Origin of the sequence: Qipengyuania pacifica, assembly GCF_019711555.1 — a bacterium.
Lineage (GTDB): Bacteria > Pseudomonadota > Alphaproteobacteria > Sphingomonadales > Sphingomonadaceae > Qipengyuania > Qipengyuania pacifica.
Genome location: NZ_JAIGNQ010000001.1, coordinates 298,956 through 320,416, shown reverse-complemented (window position 1 = coordinate 320,416; position 21,461 = coordinate 298,956). Strand labels below are relative to the sequence as shown.

Annotated in this window: 15 protein-coding genes; 9 read left to right on the top strand and 6 right to left on the bottom strand. The window is 61.9% G+C overall.

Annotation, left to right across the window (positions count from 1 at the left end; genetic code table 11):
* Window positions 1-26 precede the first annotated feature (26 nt).
* The gene (locus K3177_RS01570; RefSeq protein WP_221596582.1) at window positions 27-1,535 is read left to right on the top strand and encodes a serine hydrolase domain-containing protein; all 1,509 of its coding nucleotides are present in this window, start codon (window positions 27-29) and stop codon (window positions 1,533-1,535) included.
* Between the two features lies 1 nt (window position 1,536).
* Here the strand turns inward: K3177_RS01570 and K3177_RS01565 are convergent, their stop codons facing one another.
* The 5 genes from K3177_RS01565 to K3177_RS01545 form a co-directional block, all read right to left on the bottom strand.
* Entirely contained in the window at window positions 1,537-2,316 is a 780-nt protein-coding gene (locus K3177_RS01565; protein WP_221596580.1) for an SDR family NAD(P)-dependent oxidoreductase, read from the bottom strand.
* Window positions 2,317-2,330: 14 nt separating this feature from the next.
* Window positions 2,331-3,767: a glutamate synthase subunit beta gene (locus tag K3177_RS01560; protein ID WP_103023963.1), complete on the bottom strand. Its 1,437-nt coding sequence runs from the start codon at window positions 3,765-3,767 to the stop codon at window positions 2,331-2,333.
* A 113-nt stretch (window positions 3,768-3,880) separates the two neighbouring features.
* Complete coding sequence (gene gltB / locus K3177_RS01555; RefSeq protein WP_221596578.1) at window positions 3,881-8,533, bottom strand: glutamate synthase large subunit; 4,653 nt, start codon at window positions 8,531-8,533, stop codon at window positions 3,881-3,883.
* A gap of 227 nt (window positions 8,534-8,760) precedes the next feature.
* Window positions 8,761-9,621 carry a hypothetical protein gene (locus K3177_RS01550; RefSeq protein ID WP_221596576.1) on the bottom strand — a complete coding sequence of 287 codons (861 nt, stop codon included), beginning with the start codon at window positions 9,619-9,621 and terminating at the stop codon, window positions 8,761-8,763.
* Between the two features lie 28 nt (window positions 9,622-9,649).
* Entirely contained in the window at window positions 9,650-10,867 is a 1,218-nt protein-coding gene (locus K3177_RS01545) for a TIGR04063 family PEP-CTERM/XrtA system glycosyltransferase (protein ID WP_221596574.1), read from the bottom strand.
* 79 nt (window positions 10,868-10,946) lie between these two features.
* Between K3177_RS01545 and K3177_RS01540 the strand changes: the two genes are divergently transcribed.
* The 6 genes from K3177_RS01540 to K3177_RS01515 all read left to right on the top strand — a co-directional run bounded on the left by K3177_RS01540 (window position 10,947) and on the right by K3177_RS01515 (window position 15,908).
* The gene (locus K3177_RS01540) at window positions 10,947-11,132 is read left to right on the top strand and encodes a hypothetical protein (RefSeq protein ID WP_221596572.1); all 186 of its coding nucleotides are present in this window, start codon (window positions 10,947-10,949) and stop codon (window positions 11,130-11,132) included.
* Entirely contained in the window at window positions 11,125-12,507 is a 1,383-nt protein-coding gene (locus tag K3177_RS01535; RefSeq protein ID WP_196847136.1) for a DUF5935 domain-containing protein, read from the top strand. The genes K3177_RS01540 and K3177_RS01535 overlap by 8 nt, the downstream gene beginning before the upstream one ends.
* Window positions 12,508-12,616: 109 nt before the next feature.
* The gene (locus K3177_RS01530) at window positions 12,617-13,066 is read left to right on the top strand and encodes a MaoC family dehydratase (protein WP_103023968.1); all 450 of its coding nucleotides are present in this window, start codon (window positions 12,617-12,619) and stop codon (window positions 13,064-13,066) included.
* A gap of 56 nt (window positions 13,067-13,122) precedes the next feature.
* Complete coding sequence (locus K3177_RS01525) at window positions 13,123-14,301, top strand: acetyl-CoA C-acyltransferase (RefSeq protein ID WP_103023969.1); 1,179 nt, start codon at window positions 13,123-13,125, stop codon at window positions 14,299-14,301.
* 12 nt (window positions 14,302-14,313) lie between these two features.
* Window positions 14,314-15,267 (top strand): DUF5996 family protein, encoded by a 954-nt coding sequence (locus K3177_RS01520; RefSeq protein ID WP_221596570.1) that lies wholly within the window; start codon window positions 14,314-14,316, stop codon window positions 15,265-15,267.
* Between the two features lie 38 nt (window positions 15,268-15,305).
* Window positions 15,306-15,908: a DUF4126 domain-containing protein gene (locus K3177_RS01515; protein ID WP_221596568.1), complete on the top strand. Its 603-nt coding sequence runs from the start codon at window positions 15,306-15,308 to the stop codon at window positions 15,906-15,908.
* A 6-nt stretch (window positions 15,909-15,914) separates the two neighbouring features.
* Here the strand turns inward: K3177_RS01515 and K3177_RS01510 are convergent, their stop codons facing one another.
* Window positions 15,915-17,153: a polyhydroxyalkanoate depolymerase gene (locus tag K3177_RS01510; RefSeq protein ID WP_221596566.1), complete on the bottom strand. Its 1,239-nt coding sequence runs from the start codon at window positions 17,151-17,153 to the stop codon at window positions 15,915-15,917.
* 266 nt (window positions 17,154-17,419) lie between these two features.
* Here K3177_RS01510 and K3177_RS01505 point away from each other — a divergent pair, with 266 nt between their 5' ends.
* Together K3177_RS01505 and K3177_RS01500 are read left to right on the top strand one after the other, a co-directional pair.
* Window positions 17,420-19,147 (top strand): ABC transporter transmembrane domain-containing protein, encoded by a 1,728-nt coding sequence (locus K3177_RS01505; protein WP_247714255.1) that lies wholly within the window; start codon window positions 17,420-17,422, stop codon window positions 19,145-19,147.
* A gap of 121 nt (window positions 19,148-19,268) precedes the next feature.
* Entirely contained in the window at window positions 19,269-21,392 is a 2,124-nt protein-coding gene (locus tag K3177_RS01500) for a M13 family metallopeptidase (protein ID WP_103023974.1), read from the top strand.
* The last annotated feature ends 69 nt before the right edge of the window (window positions 21,393-21,461 follow it).

Genomic DNA, 21,461 nt, shown 5'->3' with positions numbered 1-21,461 from the left:
CCGGCACCTGTAGGATGATCGGTGGGATGGCAGGGGGAACGATGAAGCAAGCGATATTCAGGGCGAGCACTGCGCTGGCGGTGCTGGGCATGGCGATACCTGCGGGGGCGCAGACCGACAGGGCGCCCGCCGTGCAGACCGAACCCGCTGCGCAGATGGATGCTGCCAAGGCAGCCGCGCTGGCCGAAGCCATGCGCGCCAGCGAATTATGGATCGAAGGTCAGCGCCGATACCGCAACATTCCTGCGATCTCCGCCGCTGTGGCTTTGGGCGACCGGACGGTGTGGGCGAAGGGGTTCGGCGCGACCGATCGCGGGCAGGACAAGCCCGCTACACCCGAGACGATCTATTCGATCTGCTCGATATCCAAACTGTTCACTGCCGTCGCGCTGATGCAGCAATGGGAACAGGGCAAGGTCGCGCTCGACGCGCCGATTACGCAATATCTGCCGTGGGCGAGGCTGGCCGACGATCCGCGTGAAAGCGTGCCGATCACCTTGCGCGGGGCGTTGACCCATTCGGCAGGCCTGCCGCGCGAAGCGGACTTTCCCTACTGGACCGGGCCCGATTTTACCTTTCCCTCGCAGGAGCAGGTTCGCGCGACCATCGGCAGCCAGTCCCCGCTCTATCCTGCATCGACAACCTGGCAATATTCGAACCTCGACCTGACGCTGGTCGGCGAGACGGTCGAAGCGGTGAGCGGCCGACCCTATGCGGACTATGTGACCGCGAACATCCTCGAGCCTCTCGGCCTCAGCGATACGCGTCCGGGTATTCCGGCGGAACTCTACGGCAAGCAGATGGCCGTGGGCTGGGGCGCTCTGGAGGCGGATGGCACACGTCCGGAACTGAAGCTGTTCGATCCGGCGGGCATTGCGCCTGCGGCAGGCTTCAGCGCCAGCGTGGCAGACCTCGCCAAATTCGCCAGCTGGACGTTCCGCCTTGCCCGGACGGGGCAGCGCGAAGTCCTGCGGCCCTCGACCCTGCGCGAGATGGAACGGGTGCATTACGTGTCGCCCGATTGGGAGACCAACTGGGGCCTCGGCTTTGCCGTGCGCAATATCGGCGGCACCACCGTGGTCGGGCATGGCGGCAGTTGCCCCGGCTATCGCAGCATGCTGATGCTGGCGCCGGCCGAAGAGATGGGCGTGGCCATCGCCATGAATGCGATGGACGATCCCGGGCGCCTCGCCGAAGGGATCGCGGCGCTGATCAAGGCGCGCGGCGAAGCCAAGCCGTTCGATGCGGTCGAAGGTGTCGACCTCGCTGAATTCGCGGGCGTCTATGACGGGCAGCCGTGGTCGGGCGAATTCATGTTCGTGCCATGGGCCGGCGGGCTCACCTGGATCGACCCCGATGCCGGGGCACCGGCGGACAAGATGTCGCGCCTGAAACCCCTGGGCGGCGATCGCTTTCGGGTCATCTCGCCCAGCGGCGAAGAGCGCGAGGAGGTGGTCTTCGAACGCGACCGTGCAGGCAGGATCCACACGGTCCGGCAGCATTCGAATACCAGCCGCCGGCTCAGGCCGCTGTAGCTCAGAAAATCGTGTAACCGCCGTCGATTACTACCGAATCGCCGGTGTGGAACCGGCTGGCATCGCTGGCGAAATAGACGGCGATGCCGGCAAAGTCCTCACCTTCGCCCCAGCGCCGCATGGGTACGCGGCCGATGGCCTTTTCGTTGAAGGCATCCCAGTTCTGCAGGCGTTCGGTCATGTCGGTGGCGATCCAGCCGGGCAGCACGGCATTGGCGCGAATGCCGTGCCGGGCAAGCTCCACCGCCGTGCCGCGCACCATCGCCAGCACGCCGGCCTTGGTAGCGGCATAGGCCTGGTTCTGCGGGGCGCCGTGGATCGCCGATACGCTGGATGTCACCAGCAACGAACCGCCCTTGTCACCCCGTTCCGCGCGTTCGACCATGTGCCGCGATGCTTCGCGCAGCGTCCAGAATACCGCGTCGAGATTGACCGTGGTCACCTTGCGCCATTGCTCGGTCGTCTGCTCAATCAGCGGGGCGCTGCCGCCCACGCCCGCATTGGCGATGCAGGTGTCGATCCGGCCCATCCGCGAAAGGCTTTCCGCCATCGCGTCCACCACGGCGGCCTCGTCCGACACGTCGACCGACAGCGCTTCTATCCGCGTGCCATAGGCTTTCAGCTGTTCGAGGGCGGCGGCGTTCTTGTCCGCCTTGCGGCCCCAGATGACGACATCCGCGCCCGCCCCGGCAAGCCCTTCGGCCATGCCCAGCCCGATACCGCCATTGCCGCCGGTCACCACCGCCACCTTGCCGGTCAGATCGAAGGGGGTGAAGGCCATGGCTGTCGCTCCTGTCAGCGGGGTAGTTCGCTCGCCCCCATCAGGGCGAGATCGACGGCGCGCGCGCACTGGCGCCCTTCGCGGATCGCCCACACGACGAGGCTCTGCCCGCGCCGCATGTCGCCGCAGGAAAACACATTCGCTTCGCTGGTGAGATACCATTCGGTATCCGCCGCCACATTTCCGCGGCCGTCCAGATCCACGCCTGCCCGGTCGAGCAGCCCGCGGCGCTTCGGCCCGGTAAAGCCCATGGCCAGCAGGATGAGATCGGCCTTCAGCGTGAATGTGCTGCCTTCCACTTCCTGCATCCTGCCGTCTTTCCATTCGACGCGCACGCATTCGAGCCCGGCGACATCGCCGTTTTCTTCGGTGACACGCTTGGTCAGGACGGCCCAGTCGCGATCGACCCCCTCTTCGTGGCTGGACGACGTGCGCAGCTTCAGCGGCCAGTCGGGCCAGGTCAGCGCCTTGTCTTCCTTCTCGGGCGGCTTGGGCATGATTTCCAGCTGGGTGACGCTGGCGGCGCCCTGCCTGTTGCTGGTGCCCACGCAATCGCTGCCGGTATCGCCGCCGCCGATCACGATCACGTGCTTGCCGGTCGCGGTGAGCGAGCCGCGCGGGGCGGCGCGCACTTCCTCGTCGCCTGCGTTGCGCTTGTTCTGCTGGGTCAGGAATTCCATCGCCAGCCGCACGCCGTTCAGTTCCGATCCGGGAATGTCCAGCATGCGCGCTTCTTCCGCGCCGCCCGCCAGCACGACCGCGTCGAAATTTTCCTGCAGCGCCTGGAAGCTGACTTCCACGCCCACTTCGCTGGAAGTGCGGAACTGGACGCCCTCGGCCTCCATCTGCACCGCCCGGCGGTTTATCAGGTGCTTTTCCATCTTGAAGTCGGGAATGCCGTAGCGAAGCAGCCCGCCGATGCGGTCGGACTTCTCGAACACGGTCACGGCATGGCCGGCGCGCGCCAGTTGCTGCGCGCAGGCAAGCCCTGCCGGACCGCTGCCGATTACCGCCACCGATTTGCCGGTGCGCTTTTCGGGCACTTCAGGTTTGACCCAGCCTTCCTGGAACCCGCGGTCGATGATCGCGCATTCGATCGACTTGATGGTTACCGGGCTGTCGACGATGTTGAGCGTGCAGGCCGCCTCGCACGGGGCGGGGCAGACGCGGCCGGTGAATTCGGGGAAGTTGTTGGTGGAATGCAGCACTTCCAGCGCATTCTTCCAGTCGTCCTCGTAGACCAGATGGTTCCAGTCCGGGATGATGTTGTTCACCGGGCAGCCGTTATGACAATAGGGGATGCCGCAGTTCATGCAGCGCGCCGCCTGGTTCCGCAGTTGTTTCTCCGACAGCGGAACGACGAACTCCTTGTAGTGCGTCAGCCGTTCTTCGGGATCGCGATAGGTGCGATCCTCGCGGTCGAATTCGAGGAAACCTGTTTCCTTGCCCATTCAATCAAACCCTAAACTAAATTCGCAATCCCCGCGAAAGCAGGGACCCAAGGCCGCGCCGCACCCGTACCGGCTGGATGCCGGCCTGCGCGGGAATGGCGAGGTATGCGTGGTCATTCCGCGGCTTCCATCGCGGCCTGTTCGCGTTCTTCCTCGAGCGCCTTCAGCGCCCGGGCATAGTCGCGCGGCATCACCTTGCGGAAATTCTTGAGCTCGTTCGCCCAGTCATCCAGCAAGGCCTTGGCGCGGGCCGATCCGGTGTGCAGCAGATGGCGTTCGACCAGCACCTTCACCCGCTCCGCGTCGTGGTAGAGCGGATCGCCCATGCCGAAATTCTCGACCGAAACGCCGCGCTGCTGCGGCCTGCCCCAGCTCTTGTCGGCCCCGTCGCCATCGCCCGGCTGGACATCCAGCACATCGACCTGCGCCAGATTGCACAGCTTTTCGAACCGGCGCTCCGGATCGTAGACATAGGCTATGCCGCCGCTCATCCCGGCGGCGAAGTTGCGGCCGGTGGGGCCCAGCACGCAGACCACGCCGCCGGTCATATATTCGCAGCCATGGTCGCCCGTGCCTTCGACGACGGCGACCGCGCCTGAATTGCGCACGGCAAAGCGTTCGCCCGCCACGCCGTGGAAATAGGCTTCGCCGGCAATCGCGCCGTACAGCACCGTATTGCCTACGATGATGTTTTCGCCCGGCGCGCGTGGGGCCTCTTCGGGCTGGCGAACGATGATGCGCCCGCCCGACAGGCCCTTGCCGACATAATCGTTGGCATCGCCGGTCAGGCTAACGGTCACGCCGTGGGCCAGCCACGCACCGAAGCTTTGTCCGGCAACGCCGGTAAAGTCGATCCGGATGGTGTCGGGCTGCAGGCCCGAATGGCCATGCACCTCCGCAATCCGGCCCGACAGCATGGCGCCGACGGTGCGGTTCACATTGCGGATCGTGCGGGTAAGCTGGACGGCCTGCCCGCTTTCGATGGCGGGCGTGCAGGCCTTGATCAGTTCCACATCCATTGCCGCGGCAAGGCCGTGATCCTGCGTTTCGGTATGGTGGAGAGACTGGCCCTCTTCCAGCGGCACCGCGTGGAGAATGCGCTTCAGGTCGACGCCATGCGCCTTCCAGTGGCGTTCCACCCGGCGCATGTCGAGCCTGTCGACCCGGCCGATCATTTCTTCGATCGTGCGGAAGCCCATTTCGGCCATGATGGCGCGCAGTTCTTCCGCCACGAAGAAGAAGTAATTGATGACGTGTTCGGGCGTACCGGTGAACCGCTTGCGCAGCACCGGGTCCTGTGTTGCCACGCCGACCGGGCAGGTGTTGAGATGGCACTTGCGCATCATGATGCAGCCGGCGGCGATCAGCGGGGCGGTGGCGAAACCGAATTCATCCGCGCCCAGCAGTGCACCGATGGCCACGTCCCGGCCCGTACGCAGGCCGCCATCGACCTGCACCGCGATGCGGCTGCGCAGATCGTTGAGCAGCAGCGTCTGCTGCGTTTCGGCAAGGCCGATTTCCCATGGGGATCCGGCATGCGTGAGCGACGTCAGCGGGCTCGCCCCGGTGCCGCCTTCGTATCCCGAAATGGTGATATGGTCGGCCTTGGACTTCGATACGCCCGCGGCGACCGTGCCGACTCCGACTTCGGATACCAGCTTGACCGAAATACGGCTCTTGGGCTGGACGTTCTTCAGGTCGTGGATCAGCTGGGCAAGATCTTCGATCGAATAGATATCGTGATGCGGCGGGGGCGAAATCAGGCCCACACCCGGCGTCGCATGACGCACCGCGCCGATGCGCTTGTCCACCTTGTGTCCGGGCAACTGCCCACCTTCGCCGGGCTTTGCACCCTGCGCCATCTTGATCTGGATATCGTCGGAATTGACCAGATATTCGGTGGTCACGCCGAACCGGCCGCTGGCGACCTGCTTGATCCGGCTGCGCATCGAATCGCCATTGTCCATCGGGCGGAAGCGTTCCGGTTCCTCGCCGCCTTCGCCCGTGTTCGAACGTCCGCCCAGCCGGTTCATAGCGATGGCCAGCGTCGAATGCGCTTCGTGGCTGATCGAACCGAAGCTCATCGCGCCCGTGCTGAAACGCTTGACGATCTCGACCGCCGGTTCGACCTCATCGATGTCGATGGGCTGTTCGGCAGGCTTCAGTTCCATCAGTCCACGGATCGTCAGCAGCCGTTCGGACTGCTCGTTGATCGCCGCTGCGAACTCCTGGTAATTCTTCGGATCGTTGCCGCGTACCGCGTGCTGCAATTGCGCGACCGATTGCGGCGTCCAGGCATGCGCTTCGCCGCGCAGGCGATATTGGTAGATACCGCCGACATCCAGCATACCCTTGTAGAGCGGGCTGTCGCCATAAGCCTGCGCGTGGCGCAGCACGGCTTCTTCGGCCACTTCTTTCAAGCCGATGCCTTCGATCGTGGTGGCGGTGCCGTTGAAATAGGCATCGACGAATTCGGAATTCAGCCCGACTGCATCGAAGATCTGCGCCCCGCAATAGGACTGGTAGGTCGAGATGCCCATCTTGGACATGACCTTCATGATCCCCTTGCCGACAGCTTTGACGTAATTCTGGCGGACCTGATCCGCGTCGAGTTCGGGGAACCGCTTTTCGCGCAGCATCTCGAGCGTTTCGAACGCCAGATAGGGGTTGATGCCTTCCGCGCCGTAACCTGCCAGCGCGCAGAAATGGTGCACTTCGCGCGCTTCGCCGGTCTCGATGACCAGACCGGTCTGCATGCGCAGTCCCTGCCGCACCAACTGGTGATGCACTGCCGACGTCGCGAGCAGTGCGGGCATGGGAATACGGTCGGGGCCCTGCCCGCGATCCGACAGGATCAGGATGTTGGCATCGCCCAGTACGGCCTCGGTCGCAGCCCAGCACATTTCCTTCAGCGCCATGGCAAGCCCGTCGGCGCCCGTGCTTGCATCCCAGGTGATATCGATCGTGGCGGTCCGGAACGCGCCGTCCAGCGCGACTTCCACCGAACGGACCTTGGCCAGGCCTTCGTTGGTCAGGATCGGCTGGCTTACTTCCAGGCGCTTGTGCGTGCCGGCGTCGCGGCCCAGCAAATTCGGGCGCGGGCCGATCATCGACAGCAGGCTCATCACCAGCTCCTCGCGGATCGGATCGATCGGCGGGTTGGTGACCTGGGCGAAGTTCTGCTTGAAATAATCGTACAGCAGGCGGCTGCGGTCCGACAGCACGGCGATCGGGGTGTCGGTCCCCATCGAACCGATCGGGTCCTCGCCGCCGCGCGCCATGGGTTCCAGGAAGCGACCGATGTCTTCCTGCGTGTACCCGAATGCCTGCTGGCATTCGAGCAGGCTGGTGTCGGTGCTCGCGATCTCGCTCAGATCCGGCTCGATGTGATCGAGATCCTTGAGCTTGTACTGTGCCGCTTCCAGCCATTCCTCGTAAGGTTCGGCATTGGAGAGCTGGGTCTTGAGCTCCTCGTCCTCGACGATACGCCCTTCTTCCAGATCGATCAGCAGCATGCGTCCCGGCTGGAGACGCCACTTGCGCGTGATGTCCTCGTCCCTGAACGGCAGCACGCCGCTTTCCGATGCGAGGACGACGAGATCGTCCTTGGTCGTGCACCAGCGTGCGGGGCGCAGGCCGTTGCGATCGAGACAGGCGCCGATCTGGCGGCCATCGGTAAAGCACACGGCAGCCGGGCCATCCCATGGCTCCATCAGGGCGGCATGGTATTCGTAGAAAGCGCGGCGCGCGGGATCCATCAGCGGGTTCTTCGCCCAGGCTTCCGGCATCAGCATCATCATCGAATGGGCCAGGCTGTATCCGCCCGTCACCAGCAGCTCGAGCGCATTGTCGAGGCAGGCGGTGTCGGATTGCCCGTGCGGGATCAGCGGCCACATCTTGTCGAGATCTGCGCCGAGCAGTTCGCTTTCCATCGTCCGGCGGCGCGCTTCCATCCAGTTCACGTTGCCGCGAACGGTGTTTATCTCGCCATTATGGGCCATGAATCTGTAGGGATGCGCCAGGCGCCAGCTCGGGAAGGTATTCGTCGAGAAGCGCTGGTGGACGAGGCCGAGTGCCGAAACGCAGTCCGGATCGCGCAGGTCGTCGTAGAAACTGCCCACCTGATTTGCCAGCAGCAGGCCCTTATAAACGACCGTGCGGCTGGAAAAGCTGGGGATATAGGCTTGGCTAAGCCCTTCTATTTCATGCTTTTCTTCCAGTGTCTTCAGCGGATTGAGCGTCTGCTTGCGGATCACCACCAGCTTGCGTTCGAAGGCGTCCTGGTCGGGGCAATTGGGGCCGCGCGCGATCACGCACTGGCGGATGCGCGGCATCGATTCGATCACGGCCTCGCCCAGTCCGTCGAGCGTTGTCGGAACGTCGCGCCAGCCGATCACACGCTGGCCTTCCTTTTCGGCGAAGCGTTCGAGCTGTTCGGTGACAAAATCAAACGCTTGATCCGCAGGTGGTAGGAAGCACATCGCGACCGCGTAATCGCCCGGTGCGGGCAGTTCCTTGCCTTCGCTCTGCGCCCATTTGCGGAACAGCGGATCGGGAATCTGCAGCAGAATCCCTGCGCCGTCGCCCAGCAACGGGTCCGCGCCTACCGCGCCGCGGTGGTCCAGATTTGCAAGTATTTCAAGCGCTTGCGTGACGATGGCGTGGCTCTTCTCGCCCTTGATATGGGCGACCATGCCGACGCCGCAGGCATCGTGCTCGTTACGCGGATCGTAAAGACCCGTAGCGTGGGGCGGCGTGCGTCCCATTGGCGAAGCGTCCTCCTTCATGCCCACCGACCGCCCGCCCAAAGCACGGATCGGTCAGGAACAGGATCAATCGGCACCGCGCGCGATGCCTGCAAAATTGCGCGAAGGGACCTAATGCCGACAGGAACGGTTTTTTGCAACTGCGAGCAGCGTAGCAAAATTTCACGGGCTGCAAGATTTACACTTTAACGGGCGTCAGGCGCTGAAAAGCGCGTACCCGGCTGGCTCTATTGCGACTTGGTCGCCCTGTTGAGCTTTTCAAGCGCGCTGCGCAGTTCCGCCTCCGGATCGCCGGTCTCGTCCTGGCGAGGCCGCAAAGGTGTTTCATTCTCGGCCTCGCGGCGGAGAAAGGCAATGACCGGATCGGTATTCTCGCCCTGGCGCGCCGCCACGGGGCCTGCCTTGCATGCTTCCAGAGCGCGTTCAAGCCGCGCCGTCAGCGCATCCAGCGAGAGGTCGCCAACCGCCTCCGCCATGACTTGAGGAGCGGGATGGGGTGTGTCGAAGGAAATCTCTTCCGTGTCGCCAACGGGTTGCCCACCGTCGGGTTCGTGGTCCCCGGAACCGCGCGCTTCGTCGTCGATCGGTTCAGCAACTTCAGAGGGGGAAGCGTCGACTTTGGAAGAATAGTCCGTTGGCTCGTCGATAGGAGGCGCGGCAACCTCGGCTTCATCTGCCTGAAAAGTCGCAATCCCTTCTTCATGCATATCTTCGCGCGGATTGAACGGGCGGCGCGGCGCGTCTTCGGTGGCGGCGACAGGAAGCGGTTCTTCCTCCTCGCGAAGCCAGGTGGGGTCGACGTCGTTTTCTTCATCGTCGTCGAGTACGGCGTCGTTTATCGCCGCGACACGCATGGCCAGTACGACACCTATCAGCAGGCCAAGCAAAGCCGCCATTACGGACAGAACAATCCTGCTCGACGCGGCGCTCAGCACGCCATCCAGCGAAAGTCGTTCGGCCAGTGCCTGATGGATGCTCTCGGGCATTACAAACAGGCCAAGCCCCATCAGCAACGCAAACCACAAGCCGACGCCCCATTTGAACGCGGGGTGTTTGCTGACTGGTGCAGTGCGGGTTGCGTCGGTCATCGGTCGGTCTCAACTCACCATGGGCGGCTCAGGCGGCCGCGGACGGGGCACGTCCTAGCAGTTCTTGGTAAACGGCACGATAACGATCGATGTTCCTGCTCCAGTCGTGCTTTGCAGCGACATGCATGCGACCGGCCTCGCGCATGGCGGGCCAACGCTCCTTGGCATCGACAAATCCAGCCAAGGCGGTCGCGATGGCCTGGGGGTCGTCGGGCGGAAAAAGGAGACCGCTGACGCCGTCTTCGATCAGTTCGCGATGCCCGCCGACATCGCTCGCGGCAACGATCCGCTGCTGTGCCATTGCCTCCAGCGGTTTCAGCGGGGTGACCAGATCGGTAAGCCGCGATTTTTTGCGTGGGTAGGCAAGCACATCGATCAGCGAATAATACCGTTCGACCTCGTCATGAGGGACCCTGCCGGTAAATACGATAGCCTCGCCCACACCCGAGGCGGCAGCTTGCGCACGCAGTGCCGCATCCATCGGGCCGCCACCGACCAGCAGCAATTGTGCGTTCGGATGATGATTGCGTAGCGCAGGCATGGCGGCGATGAGATCGTCCAGCCCTTCGTAATCGTAGAAGCTGCCGATGAAGCCTATGACCGGCCCGGACCCGATCCCGATACTGGCTGCAAGCGTTTCGTCGCGCGCAGGGGGATGTCCGAACAGCGTAAGGTCGACCCCATTGGGCGAGAGCACGATCTTGTTGCCATCGTGACTGCGGGAGACCAGATCGTCACGAAGGCCGTTGCAGATAGTGAAGACGGCGTCGGCCTTTGCGACCACGCGATTTTCCAGCGCGCGGGTCAGGCGGTATTTTATCGAGCCTTCGCTGCCGGTTCCGTTGCCGATTGCCGCATCTTCCCAGAAAGCGCGTATTTCGTAAACGAAAGGCATGCCCAGACGGCGTGCGGCGCGTAAGCCGGCCATCCCGCATAAGGCGGGCGAATGGGCATGGATGATATCGGGCCGCCATTCCTTTGCCACGCGTTCGATCCCTGCGCGCAAGGCTTCGATTTCCTGCCATTCACGGATGATCGGGGGGCTGGATAATTTCGTTGCGGTGCGATGGAAGGTCAGCCCGTCGACGGTTTCGACCGGCGGCCCTTGGGCCAGGTGGCGGTTGCCCGTGATACCGCAAACCTCGATCCCGGCGCTCTGCGAACTCTTGAGTATGGCGCGCGTGCGAAAGGTATAACCGCTGTGCAGCGGCAATGAATGGTCGAGAATGTGCAGAACACGGGTCATAAGATCGGTTCCTGTGACACATCACGCTTAACGACGCGTCAACTGCATTGCATTAGAGGCGCACTGGAAAGACCTGCACGTGATCGATTATTTCGCCCTTGCCCTTGCCCACGCGCTTCTCGTCATTGCGCTTTTGCGCATACTTGCGCGCGGTGAGCTCGACCGAGAGGAGGCATTGGGCGATGTGCTCGACGAGCCCCAGGCGCAGTCAAAGCAAAAGCGACCGGGTGGCACCCGCCAACGCAAGAAGCGCGGCGATGCTTGATGTAGCGCTGTTCCTGACCGTCATGGCCATGTTCCTGCTCGGTCTCAGGCGTCCGTTCATCTGGGTGCTGGCCTATCTCTATATCGATATTCTCGCGCCGCAGAAAATCGGGTGGACGCTAACGCCGATGCTGCCGATCTCGCTGATCGCATTCTTGCTGGCGTTTGCGGGATGGGCATTTGCGGACCCCAAGTCCGACACGAAGTTTACGCTGCGCCAGGGCATCATGTGCGCATTGCTCGCCTACTGCTTCATGACCCTGCAATGGGCCGATTTCCCGATCGAGGCCCATGAGAAGTGGGACTGGGTATGGAAGGCGCTGGTCTTTGCCATCTTCCTGCCGGTCACGCTGATAACCCGCCTGCGGATCGAGGCTGCGGCGCTGGTGCTGGTGCTGACCGCAGGGGCGATCATCATTTCGGCAGGCATGAAGACGGCGCTCGGCGGTGGCGGGTACGAAAATCTCTATCTGTTCGTGAACGACAATTCGAACATCTACGAAAGTTCGACCCTGGCAACGGTTTCCATTGCGCTGATCCCGATCATCTTGTGGTTTACTAGGCATGGTACGATCTTCCCGCCCGACTGGCGCGTGAAGACCTTTGCCGGGTTGCTCATTTTCGCCTGCCTGCTGATTCCGATCGGCACCGAAGCGAGGACCGGCCTGCTCTGCATCGGCGTGCTCGGCATCCTGATGCTGCGCGATGTCAGGAACCGGCTGATGTATGTAATGGCCGCCGGCGCGCTGGGGGTTGCCGCGCTGCCCTTTCTTCCCGCCAGCTATTACGAACGCATGGCAACGCTGGGTTCGGTCGAATCCGACGAATCGGCTTCGACCCGTATGCAGGTCTGGATGTGGACGCTGGATTATGTGTCCGAACATCCGCTGGGCGGCGGGTTCGACGCCTATCGCGGTAACAAGTTCACGTACCGCATGCCGGTAACGCGCGAGGAAGGCGGTGCCCTGGTCACCGAAATACAGGATGTGACGGATGCAGGGCGCGCCTATCACTCCTCCTTCTTCGAGATGCTGGGCGAACAGGGCTGGCCGGGTCTGATCATGTGGCTCAGCCTGCATGCACTGGGCCTCCTGCAAATGGAGCGGATCCGCAGGAAGTGGCGGGACCGGACAAACCCTGCAGAACAGTGGCAGGGCCCGCTGGCAAGCGCATTGCAGTTTTCCAACATCGTCTATCTTGTCGGTGCAACCTTCCAGGGGATCGCCTATCAGCCGGTGTTCCTCATGCTCATCGGCTTGCAGATCGCTTTGTGGACCTATTGCCGAAAACGCGATTCGGCGCGTGAAGCAGCCGAGCACAAGGCGCGCCGCGACGCTCGTCGCGCGGCTGCTTCGGCCAAGCCCGCCATTCCGTAACGGCACACTTCGCGCGGTTGCGCACCCCCTTTGCATGCGCCATGAGTCGCGCCGCATCGTGCGGTAGAGTCGCGCGAAACCAAGCGTTCTGAGTAGAGGAGAGGCGAGTATGAGCCCGCAAGAACTGGCAGAGAAGGTTGGACAGCAGATCGGCACCAGCGAATGGGTCGAAATGAGTCAGGACCGCATTAACAAGTTTGCCGATGCGACCGGCGATCACCAGTTCATCCACATCGATGAAGAAAAGGCCAAGATGACGCCCTTTGGCGGGACCATCGCGCATGGCTTCCTCACATTGTCGATGATCCCCTATCTCGGCGCCAAGTCCGACATGCCCAAGATCGACGGCGTGAAGATGGGTGTGAATTATGGCGGTAACAAAACGCGCTTCATCTCGCCCGTTCGCAGCGGCAAGCGCATTCGCGGCCACTGGAAGCTGGTGGAAATGATCGAAAAGCGTCCCGGACAGTGGCAGCAGACCAGCGAGATCACCATGGAGATCGAGGGTGAGGAAAAGCCGGCTCTGATCTGCGAGTGGATCACCCAGATTTTCGTCTGATTCCCCCCTCCTCCCCGGTGAGGATCAGGTACATTTAGCAATCCAAGGAAATACCCATGCGTGACGCAGTCATCGTCTCCACCGCCCGCACCGCAATCGGCCGCGCTTACAAGGGCGGGTTCAACGACACCAAGGGGGCCACGCTCGGCGCTTATTCGCTGAAGCCCGCAATCGAACGCGCCGGCATCGAGCCCGGCGAAGTCGACGACGTATTGTGGGGCAGCGCGCTCCAGCAGGGCACGCAGGCCGGCAATCTTGCTCGCCAGGTGGCCCTTCGCGCCGGTTGCCCGATCGGCACCAGCGGCATGACCATCGACCGTCAGTGTTCAAGCGGCCTGATGAGCATCGCCACGGCGGCAAAGCAGATCATCACCGACCGCATGGATGTGGTTGCCGCCGGTGGTCAGGAGAGCATCAGTCTCGTCCAGACCAAGGAAATGCGCGTGATGCCGGATCCGGAACTGATGCAGATGCATGGCGCAATCTACATGCCCATGCTGCAGACTGCCGAGACGGTCGCGCAGCGGTATGGCATCAGCCGCGAGGCGCAGGACGAATATGCGCTGTCGAGCCAGCAGCGCACTGCCGCCGCACAGGAAGCAGGCCTGTTCGACGATGAAATCGTCCCCGTCACCACTACGCACAAGGTGCAGGACAAGGAAACGGGCGAGATCTCCGACGTCGAGATCACCATTGCCAAGGACGAAGGCAATCGTCCCTCTACCACGCTGGAGGGCCTGCAATCGCTCAAGCCCGTAATGGGCGAAGGCACCACGATCACGGCAGGCAACGCCTCGCAGCTGTCGGACGGTTCGTCGGCCAGCGTGTTGATGGAAGCCAAGGTTGCAGAAAAGAAAGGCCTGACACCGCTGGGCCGCTATGTCGGCATGGCGGTTGCGGGCACGGAACCCGATGAAATGGGTATCGGCCCGGTCTTCGCCATTCCCAAGCTGCTCGAGCGGTTCGATCTCAAGGTCGACGATATCGGCATCTGGGAACTGAACGAAGCGTTCGCAGTGCAGGTGCTTTACTGCCGCGACAAGCTTGGCATCCCCGGGGATCTGCTCAACGTCAATGGCGGTTCCATCTCGATCGGCCACCCCTATGGTATGACCGGTGCGCGTTGCACCGGGCATGTATTGCTCGAAGGCAAGCGTCGCGGCGCCAAATACGGCGTCGTCACCATGTGCGTCGGCGGCGGTATGGGTGCAGCCGGCCTGTTCGAGATCTTCTAAGGAGAATTTTCGATGACCGAGCGCTGGCCAGAACTCGATTTCGCGGCCCAGCGCCCGGTCATCGAAAGCTTACATGCCTATCTTCAGGTGATAGGCAAACTGCCGACGCGCAGTTTGCCCTGTTGCAACCACAGCTGGCATCTCGCCTTGCGCGTGGTCCCTCGCGGGTTCCGAAGCTACCCTGTCTTCGCGCAGAATGGCGAAGCAGAGGTAATGGTGGACTGCCACCGTTCGACCGTCTGGGTCGAAACATCGGCAGGCTCTGCCGAAAGCTTCGCAATTACCGGCCAGAGCGTTGCGGAATTCCATGACCAGCTGACTCAACTCCTTCGCGAGGCAGGAGTGGAAACCGACATATCCGGAGCCCCGAACGAAGTCGAAGATGCCGTTCCCTTTGCGCAGGATACGCGCGGCAGGGTGTGGAACCAACAGGCGATTGCGAAGATACATCGCGCCTTTTCCGATGCCAACCGGGTCTTCGAGCAATTCCGGACGGGCTTTGTCGGAAAATCCAGCCCCAGCCACCTATTCTGGGGTAGCTTCGATCTGGCAGTCACCCGTTTTTCCGGGCGGGAAGCGCCCGTGCATCCAGGCGGGTTTTCCAATCTTCCCGACGACGTGACGCGGGAGGCATACAGCCACGAAGTGGCAAGTGCCGGATTCTGGCTTGGCGGCGGGGGCGTCGAGGAAGCTGCATTCTATGCCTATGGCTATCCTTCGCCAGAAGGACTGGAGGACGCGAAGGTGGGACCGCAAGCCGCCTATTGGCACGAACAGCTTGGTGAATGGGTGTTGCCCTATGCCCGCGTGCGCGCGTCGGGTGATCCGGACGCGATGCTGATGGAATTTCTCGAAACGAGTTATACCGCAGTGGCTGAGCTTGCGAATTGGGACCGGGCCGCGCTGGAAATTCCATTCGGTGCATACGGAAAGCCTTATGATGTGGCACATCATCGCGCCGATTGAGTTGTCCCAAGGGGCATTGGTGGCGTAGCCTCATAATCATGGGTGTGATGGAGATCATCGGCATAGCGGGGAGCGTGAGCCTGCTGGCGGGATGGCGGCTCTATCTGTGCATCTTTGCAACGGGCCTTGCCATGCGGATGAATGCGCTACCCTTGCCCGAGCATCTTGCCAGTCTCGACGTCTTGGCGAACCCATGGGTTATGTGCATTGCCGCGCTGGCGGCAATTGTGGAATTCCTTGCCGACAAGGTGATGTGGCTCGATACTGCCTGGGATGCCGTTCACACCATTGTCCGGCCGATCGGCGGGGCGCTGCTGGCGCTGGCAATCATCGATCCGTCCGATCCCGGTACGCAGGTAATCGCTTTTCTGCTCGGTGGCGGCGCGAGCCTCGCTGCCCATGCAGGTAAAGCCGGCGCCCGCGGAATGGTCAACGCCAGTCCCGAGCCAGTCAGCAATGTCGCCGTATCGACAGCGGAAGATGTGGCGACGGTCGGACTTTTGTATGTCGCTTATGAATTCCCGCTGCTGGCCGGCGGGATCGCACTGTTTCTGCTGGCCCTGACCATCACGCTACTCGTGATTATCCGGCGGGCCATTGGCAAGGTGCTGGCGCGGCGCAGACCGCCGCCGCCAGCGTAATCTGCCTCAGCCGTGCGTGGCGATGAATTCCTCTACCACCGGAGCGATCTTCCCGCGCCATTTACTGCCGTTGAAAATGCCGTAGTGGCCCGCGCCTTCCGCCATGTAATAACGCTTTTTCCTGTCCGGCAATTTAGGCGTCAGGTCGAGCGCGGCCTTCGTCTGGCCGAGACCTGAAATATCGTCACGCTCGCCTTCGATCGCGAGCAGAGCGGTCTCTGTAATGTCGGCAAGATCGACGGGTTTGTCGCGATGGACGAAAGTCCCGTTGGGGAGCGAATGCGTCTGGAACACTTCCTCCACCGTCTGGAGATAGAATTCCGCGGTCATGTCGCAAACGCTGCGATATTCGTCGTAGAAATCCTTGGTGGCCTGAGCGCTTTCGTCGTCACCCACGGTGAGGTGTTTGAACATCTCGTAATGGCTCATCATGTGATTGCCGAGGTTCATGCTCATGAACCCGGCAAGCTGCATGAAGCCGGGATAGACGCGTCTTCCGGCCCCGCGATACTGCATCGGTACGGTGGCGATAACGCTGTGGCGGAACCATTCGATCGGACGTTCCATGGCGAGATCGTTGACGCTTGTCGGTGAACACCGCGTGTCAATCGGCCCGCCCATCATCGTAAGCGTCTTGGGGGTGCAGGGATGCTTGTCGGCGTTCATGATCGCAGTCGCAGCGAACACCGGTACCGATGGCTGGCACACAGCCATTACGTTTGCACCGGGCCCTATGTGTTCGAGATAGGCGATGACGTAATCGATGTAATCATCCAGATCGAATTCGCCTTCGTGCAGCGGCACGGTCTTGGCATCCGCCCAGTCGGTTACGAAAACGCGATAGTTTTCCAGCATCCGTTCGACCGTGCCGCGTAGAAGAGTCGCGTAGTGCCCGCTCATCGGCGCGACTACCAGAAGGCGCGGAGCATCTTCGGGCAGATCTTCGCGATAGAACTCTTTCAGATCGCCGAACGGCATGTTGACGACCGTTGATTCGATGACCGCATGGGATTCGCCGCCCGCGTCAACGGCTTCGATGTTCCATGCCGGCTTGCCATAAGTGGCGGTGGCGTGCGCGAACACTTCGAGTGCGCTCGCCGCGATAGGGCCGATATTCATGTAGCCCATGGGGCCTACGTAATTCAAAGGATTGGCTGGATTGTTCAGCATTTCCACCCCGATCGAGGCGAAAGTGCTGGCCGAATTGAGCCAACTGCGCTGAAGTTCATGGGCGTGGTAAAGCAATGCGTATCCCCTGCTGACCCGGCCTTTTTTTCTTGTCTCGTACCGGACGAAAGACAGCTATCCTGCCTTTCCGGCATCTCTTGTGCAATGCACAAATTACCAAATTGTGCCTTCGCGCATGCAGCAGTGTGGATTTTCCGCGTCCGCCCACCTAACTGAATGCCATGGGATCCAAGGACGATACCGAAACCGAGGGCCGCGGACGTTTTTCGCGTAAGCGGACGGCCAAGAACAATCCGCGCGAACGCTCTCTTCGCCCCTTGAGGATGGTTTATCGTGCCGGCGCCAATTATCCCGGCCATGTCGCTTTGGCTCTGGTTGCTCTGTGCATTACCGCCGCCGCGACGCTCGCCATTCCGGCAGGCTTCAAGCTGGTGATTGATCGCGGCTTTGCCGATGGTGCCGATCCGGGCAGCGTAGCGCGCTGGTTTCAGTATCTTCTCATGATCGTGGGCGTTTTGGCCATTGGCACGGCCATGCGGTTCTATTTCGTGAGCTGGCTGGGTGAACGCGTTGTCGCCGACATTCGGCTGCGTGTGCAGGAAAATCTGCTGCGACTGGCGCCGGGTTTCTATGAAGAGAACAGCCCGAAAGAAATCTCCAGCCGGATGACCAGCGATACGGCGCTGATCGAGCAAGTGGTGGGCACAACCGTATCGGTTGCGCTTCGTAATCTTCTCATGGCGATCGGCGGGACGGCCTATCTGTTCTGGCTGGTGCCGGGGCTCACCATGGGGCTGCTCCTGCTCATCCCCGCAATCATTATTCCCATAACCATATTCGGACGGCGGCTGCGCAAGGTGTCGCGCACCAGCCAGGATCGGGTGGCCGATATCGGCGCGATGGTCACCGAAGTGCTCTCGGCCATGAAGATCGTTCAAGGTTTCAACCAGGAAGGCCGCGAGCACGGTCGGTTCCAGGAGGCGGTCGAGCGTACCTTCTCCGTCGCGAGGCGCCGGGTCATGATCCGCGCAGCCATGACTGCTGTCGTCATCCTGCTGGTGTTCGGCGGAATTACCCTGCTGGTCTGGCGGGGCGCGCAGGCTGTAAGCGAAGGAACGATCACAGGCGGGACGATTGCTGCTTTCGTCTTGACGGCAGGCCTCGTCGCCGGCGCCATCGGAGCGCTTACCGAGGTATACGGGGACTTGTTACGCGGTGCAGGCGCGGCAAGCCGCCTGTCCGAATTGCTCGATGAAAAGCCTGTGATTACCGCTCCTGCCCGTCCGCAGGAACTACCCGTTCCCCCGCGGGGTGGGCTATCCTTCCGCAATGTGACTTTTCGTTACCCCACGCGGCTGGAAGCTCCGGCAATCACCGATTTCAGTCTCGAGGTTGAGCCAGGAGAGACAGTTGCCATCGTCGGGCCTTCGGGTGCAGGCAAGTCGACGATTTTTCAGCTGGCCGAGCGGTTCTACGATCCGCAGGCAGGGTCCATCCGCCTCGACGGGATCCCGCTAACGGGCGCCGACCCCGCCGAAGTGCGGCGTCGTATCGCCTATGTACCCCAGGAAGGGGTTCTCTTCAGCGCCAATGCACGCGATAATCTGCGCTATGGAAATTGGGACGCAAGCGAGGAAGATATCTGGGCAGCGGCGCGCGCTGCCAATGCGTCCGGCTTCCTGCAGAAGCTTCCGCAGGGCCTTGATACCTATCTCGGGGAAAGCGGTACTCAGCTGTCTGGCGGTCAGCGTCAACGCATAGCCATTGCCCGCGCTTTGCTGCGCGACGCACCCATACTGCTGCTTGACGAGGCGACCAGTGCGCTGGATGCGGAAAGCGAACGCCTGGTGCAGGATGCGCTGGAACATCTGATGGAAGATCGCACCACGCTGGTTATTGCGCATCGCCTTTCCACTGTTCGCGCGGCAGACCGTATCGTGGTGATGGAAGATGGCCGGATCGTCGAACAGGGAACGCACCAGCAGCTTTCCTCGAAAGGCGGTCTCTATGCGCGGCTGGCTTCGCTCCAATTCGGGCTCGAAAGCGCCTGATCCTTCTGCGGACTGCCCGTGCGCTCCGATGAACCGCTTCGCCGCTACGACCAAACGTGTTAGATCGCGAGGCCTGAGGCCCGTTCGGGCCGGTCGTATTGAATCTCGGGAGAATGCAGAAATGATCCGTACCATGCTTGCCGCTGGCGCGAGTGCGCTTGCGTTGACGCTGGCCGCACCTGTTGCCGCACAGGACGAAACCGATACGCCCCTACCCACGATGAGCTTCGGCGAATGGGGTTTCGATCCCGCCTATATCTCGCAGGACATCGAGCCGGGCGACGACTTTTTCGCCTATGCGAACCAGAAGTGGCTCGAGGCCAATCCGCTCCCTGCGGAATTCAGCCGTTTCGGCGCGTTCAATCTGCTTCGTGAAAAGTCGACGAGCGATGTTCAGACGCTGGTAAACGAGCTTCTCAAGAAAGACGCTTCCACTCTCTCGGCCGATGAGAAGCGCATTGTCGATGCGTACAATGCCTACCTCGATACGAACAGCATCGAGGCCGCGGGTCTTACCAACATCAAGCCCTATCTGGACGCGATTGACGGCGCGGAAACCCCGGCAGCGCTCGCCTCGCTCTGGGCAACGCCTGGCTATGCTTCGCCCCTGGGCGGTTATGTTTCTGTCGATGCGAAAGAACCGAGCCGGTACTCTGTCTATCTGGGGTCGGGCGGCCTGGGTCTGCCGGATCGCGATTATTATCTCGACGATAGCGAGAAGGGTCGCAACATCCAGGCCAAGTATCGCGAATATCTGGCGTTTCTGCTGGGCGAAGCAGGCTATGCGGATGCTGCCGGCATGGCCCAGAAGGTATATGATTTCGAAGACACCATCGCCCGCACCGTAAGCTGGGACCGCGCAACGCGGCGCAACCGGGACCTCACCTACACAGCTCTGACTCATGCCCAGGTGGACGAACTCGCCAATGGCTTCCCGCTCGAGACCATGCTGCAGAAGATGGGGCTTGGGCAGACCGATCGTTTCATCGTGAGCGACATGCCGCCGAGCGCCGAACGCGCGGCGGAACTCGGGCTGGACGAAGCGACGCTGGCGAAGATCGGCGGAGGCACTCCGGCGATGACAACGCTCATCATGAATACGCCTGTCGATGTATTGCAGGCGTGGACGACCAAGGAGATGCTGGAAAACAACGCGGCGATCCTGCCCAAGCGGTTCGACGATGCCGATTTCGCTTTTTACGGAACTCTGCTGCAGGGCACGCCCGAACAGCGCCCGCGCTGGAAGCGCTCGATCGCGGCTACCGAAGGCATGCTCGGCGAACTCGTCGGCAAGTCCTATGTGGAACGCTATTTCCCCGCAGAGAACAAGGCCGCAATGATCGACCTGGTCAGCAATCTGCGCAAGGCGCTCGCCGAAAGCATCGATGAAATCGACTGGATGAGCGATGCGACCAAGCGCGAAGCTATGGCCAAGCTCGACAGCTTCGATCCAAAGATCGGCTATCGCGATAATCTCGAGACCTATCCGGATCTCGCTATCACAGCCGGCAATCCGGTTGCGAACAGCATGGCGGCCGCCGAATGGGGCTGGCAGGACATGGTCTCCAAGCTCGGCCAGCCGATCGACCGGACCGAATGGTTCATGCTGCCGCAGACGGTGAATGCCTATTACAACTCGACCAAGAACGAGATCGTGTTTCCCGCTGCCATCCTGCAGCAGCCCTTCTTCGGCATAAGTGCCGATGATGCAGTGAATTACGGCGGCATCGGCGCTGTAATCGGCCACGAAATGGGCCACGGCTTCGACGATCAGGGTTCCAAATCGGACGCAACCGGCATGCTTCGCAACTGGTGGACCGACGCTGACCGCCAGGCTTTCGACAAGCTCGGAAACGCAGTAGTCGCGCAATACGACCAGTTCTGCCCGCTCGATGACGGCGAAACCTGCGTGAACGGACGGCTCACGCTTGGCGAAAATATCGGCGACCTTGGCGGACTGAGCCTTGCCTACCGCGCCTACAAGCTATCGCTCAACGGCAAGGAAGACGAAGTCATCGACGGCCTCACCGGCGATCAGCGTTTCTTCCTGGGCTGGGCGCAGGTCTGGCGCTCGCAGCAGCGCGAGGACGCCGCTCGTCAGCGTCTGCGTACCGACCCGCACAGTCCCGAAGAATACCGGGTCAACGGCGTCGTGCGCAATATGGATGAATGGTACGAAGCTTTCGGCGTGACGCCGGATGATGAACTCTATCTTCCCCCGGAAGAGCGCGTCCGTATCTGGTAAAGCCCGGTTTGCCGGTAATCTGCCATGGGGCGGAGCGGGTCGCTTGACTTGCTCCGCCCTTTCTTCATG

What these genes read in the sequence shown, in the direction of transcription:
- K3177_RS01505 (WP_247714255.1), top strand. Translation starts at nt 17,420, where the DNA reads ATGGTTTATCGTGCCGGCGCCAATTATCCCGGCCATGTCGCTTTGGCT.
- K3177_RS01500 (WP_103023974.1), top strand. Translation starts at nt 19,269, where the DNA reads ATGATCCGTACCATGCTTGCCGCTGGCGCGAGTGCGCTTGCGTTGACG.
- K3177_RS01545 (WP_221596574.1), bottom strand. Translation starts at nt 10,867, where the DNA reads ATGACCCGTGTTCTGCACATTCTCGACCATTCATTGCCGCTGCACAGC.
- K3177_RS01515 (WP_221596568.1), top strand. Translation starts at nt 15,306, where the DNA reads ATGGGTGTGATGGAGATCATCGGCATAGCGGGGAGCGTGAGCCTGCTG.
- K3177_RS01535 (WP_196847136.1), top strand. Translation starts at nt 11,125, where the DNA reads ATGCTTGATGTAGCGCTGTTCCTGACCGTCATGGCCATGTTCCTGCTC.
- K3177_RS01550 (WP_221596576.1), bottom strand. Translation starts at nt 9,621, where the DNA reads ATGACCGACGCAACCCGCACTGCACCAGTCAGCAAACACCCCGCGTTC.
- K3177_RS01570 (WP_221596582.1), top strand. Translation starts at nt 27, where the DNA reads ATGGCAGGGGGAACGATGAAGCAAGCGATATTCAGGGCGAGCACTGCG.
- K3177_RS01520 (WP_221596570.1), top strand. Translation starts at nt 14,314, where the DNA reads ATGACCGAGCGCTGGCCAGAACTCGATTTCGCGGCCCAGCGCCCGGTC.
- K3177_RS01525 (WP_103023969.1), top strand. Translation starts at nt 13,123, where the DNA reads ATGCGTGACGCAGTCATCGTCTCCACCGCCCGCACCGCAATCGGCCGC.
- K3177_RS01530 (WP_103023968.1), top strand. Translation starts at nt 12,617, where the DNA reads ATGAGCCCGCAAGAACTGGCAGAGAAGGTTGGACAGCAGATCGGCACC.
- K3177_RS01560 (WP_103023963.1), bottom strand. Translation starts at nt 3,767, where the DNA reads ATGGGCAAGGAAACAGGTTTCCTCGAATTCGACCGCGAGGATCGCACC.
- K3177_RS01565 (WP_221596580.1), bottom strand. Translation starts at nt 2,316, where the DNA reads ATGGCCTTCACCCCCTTCGATCTGACCGGCAAGGTGGCGGTGGTGACC.
- gltB (WP_221596578.1), bottom strand. Translation starts at nt 8,533, where the DNA reads ATGGGACGCACGCCGCCCCACGCTACGGGTCTTTACGATCCGCGTAAC.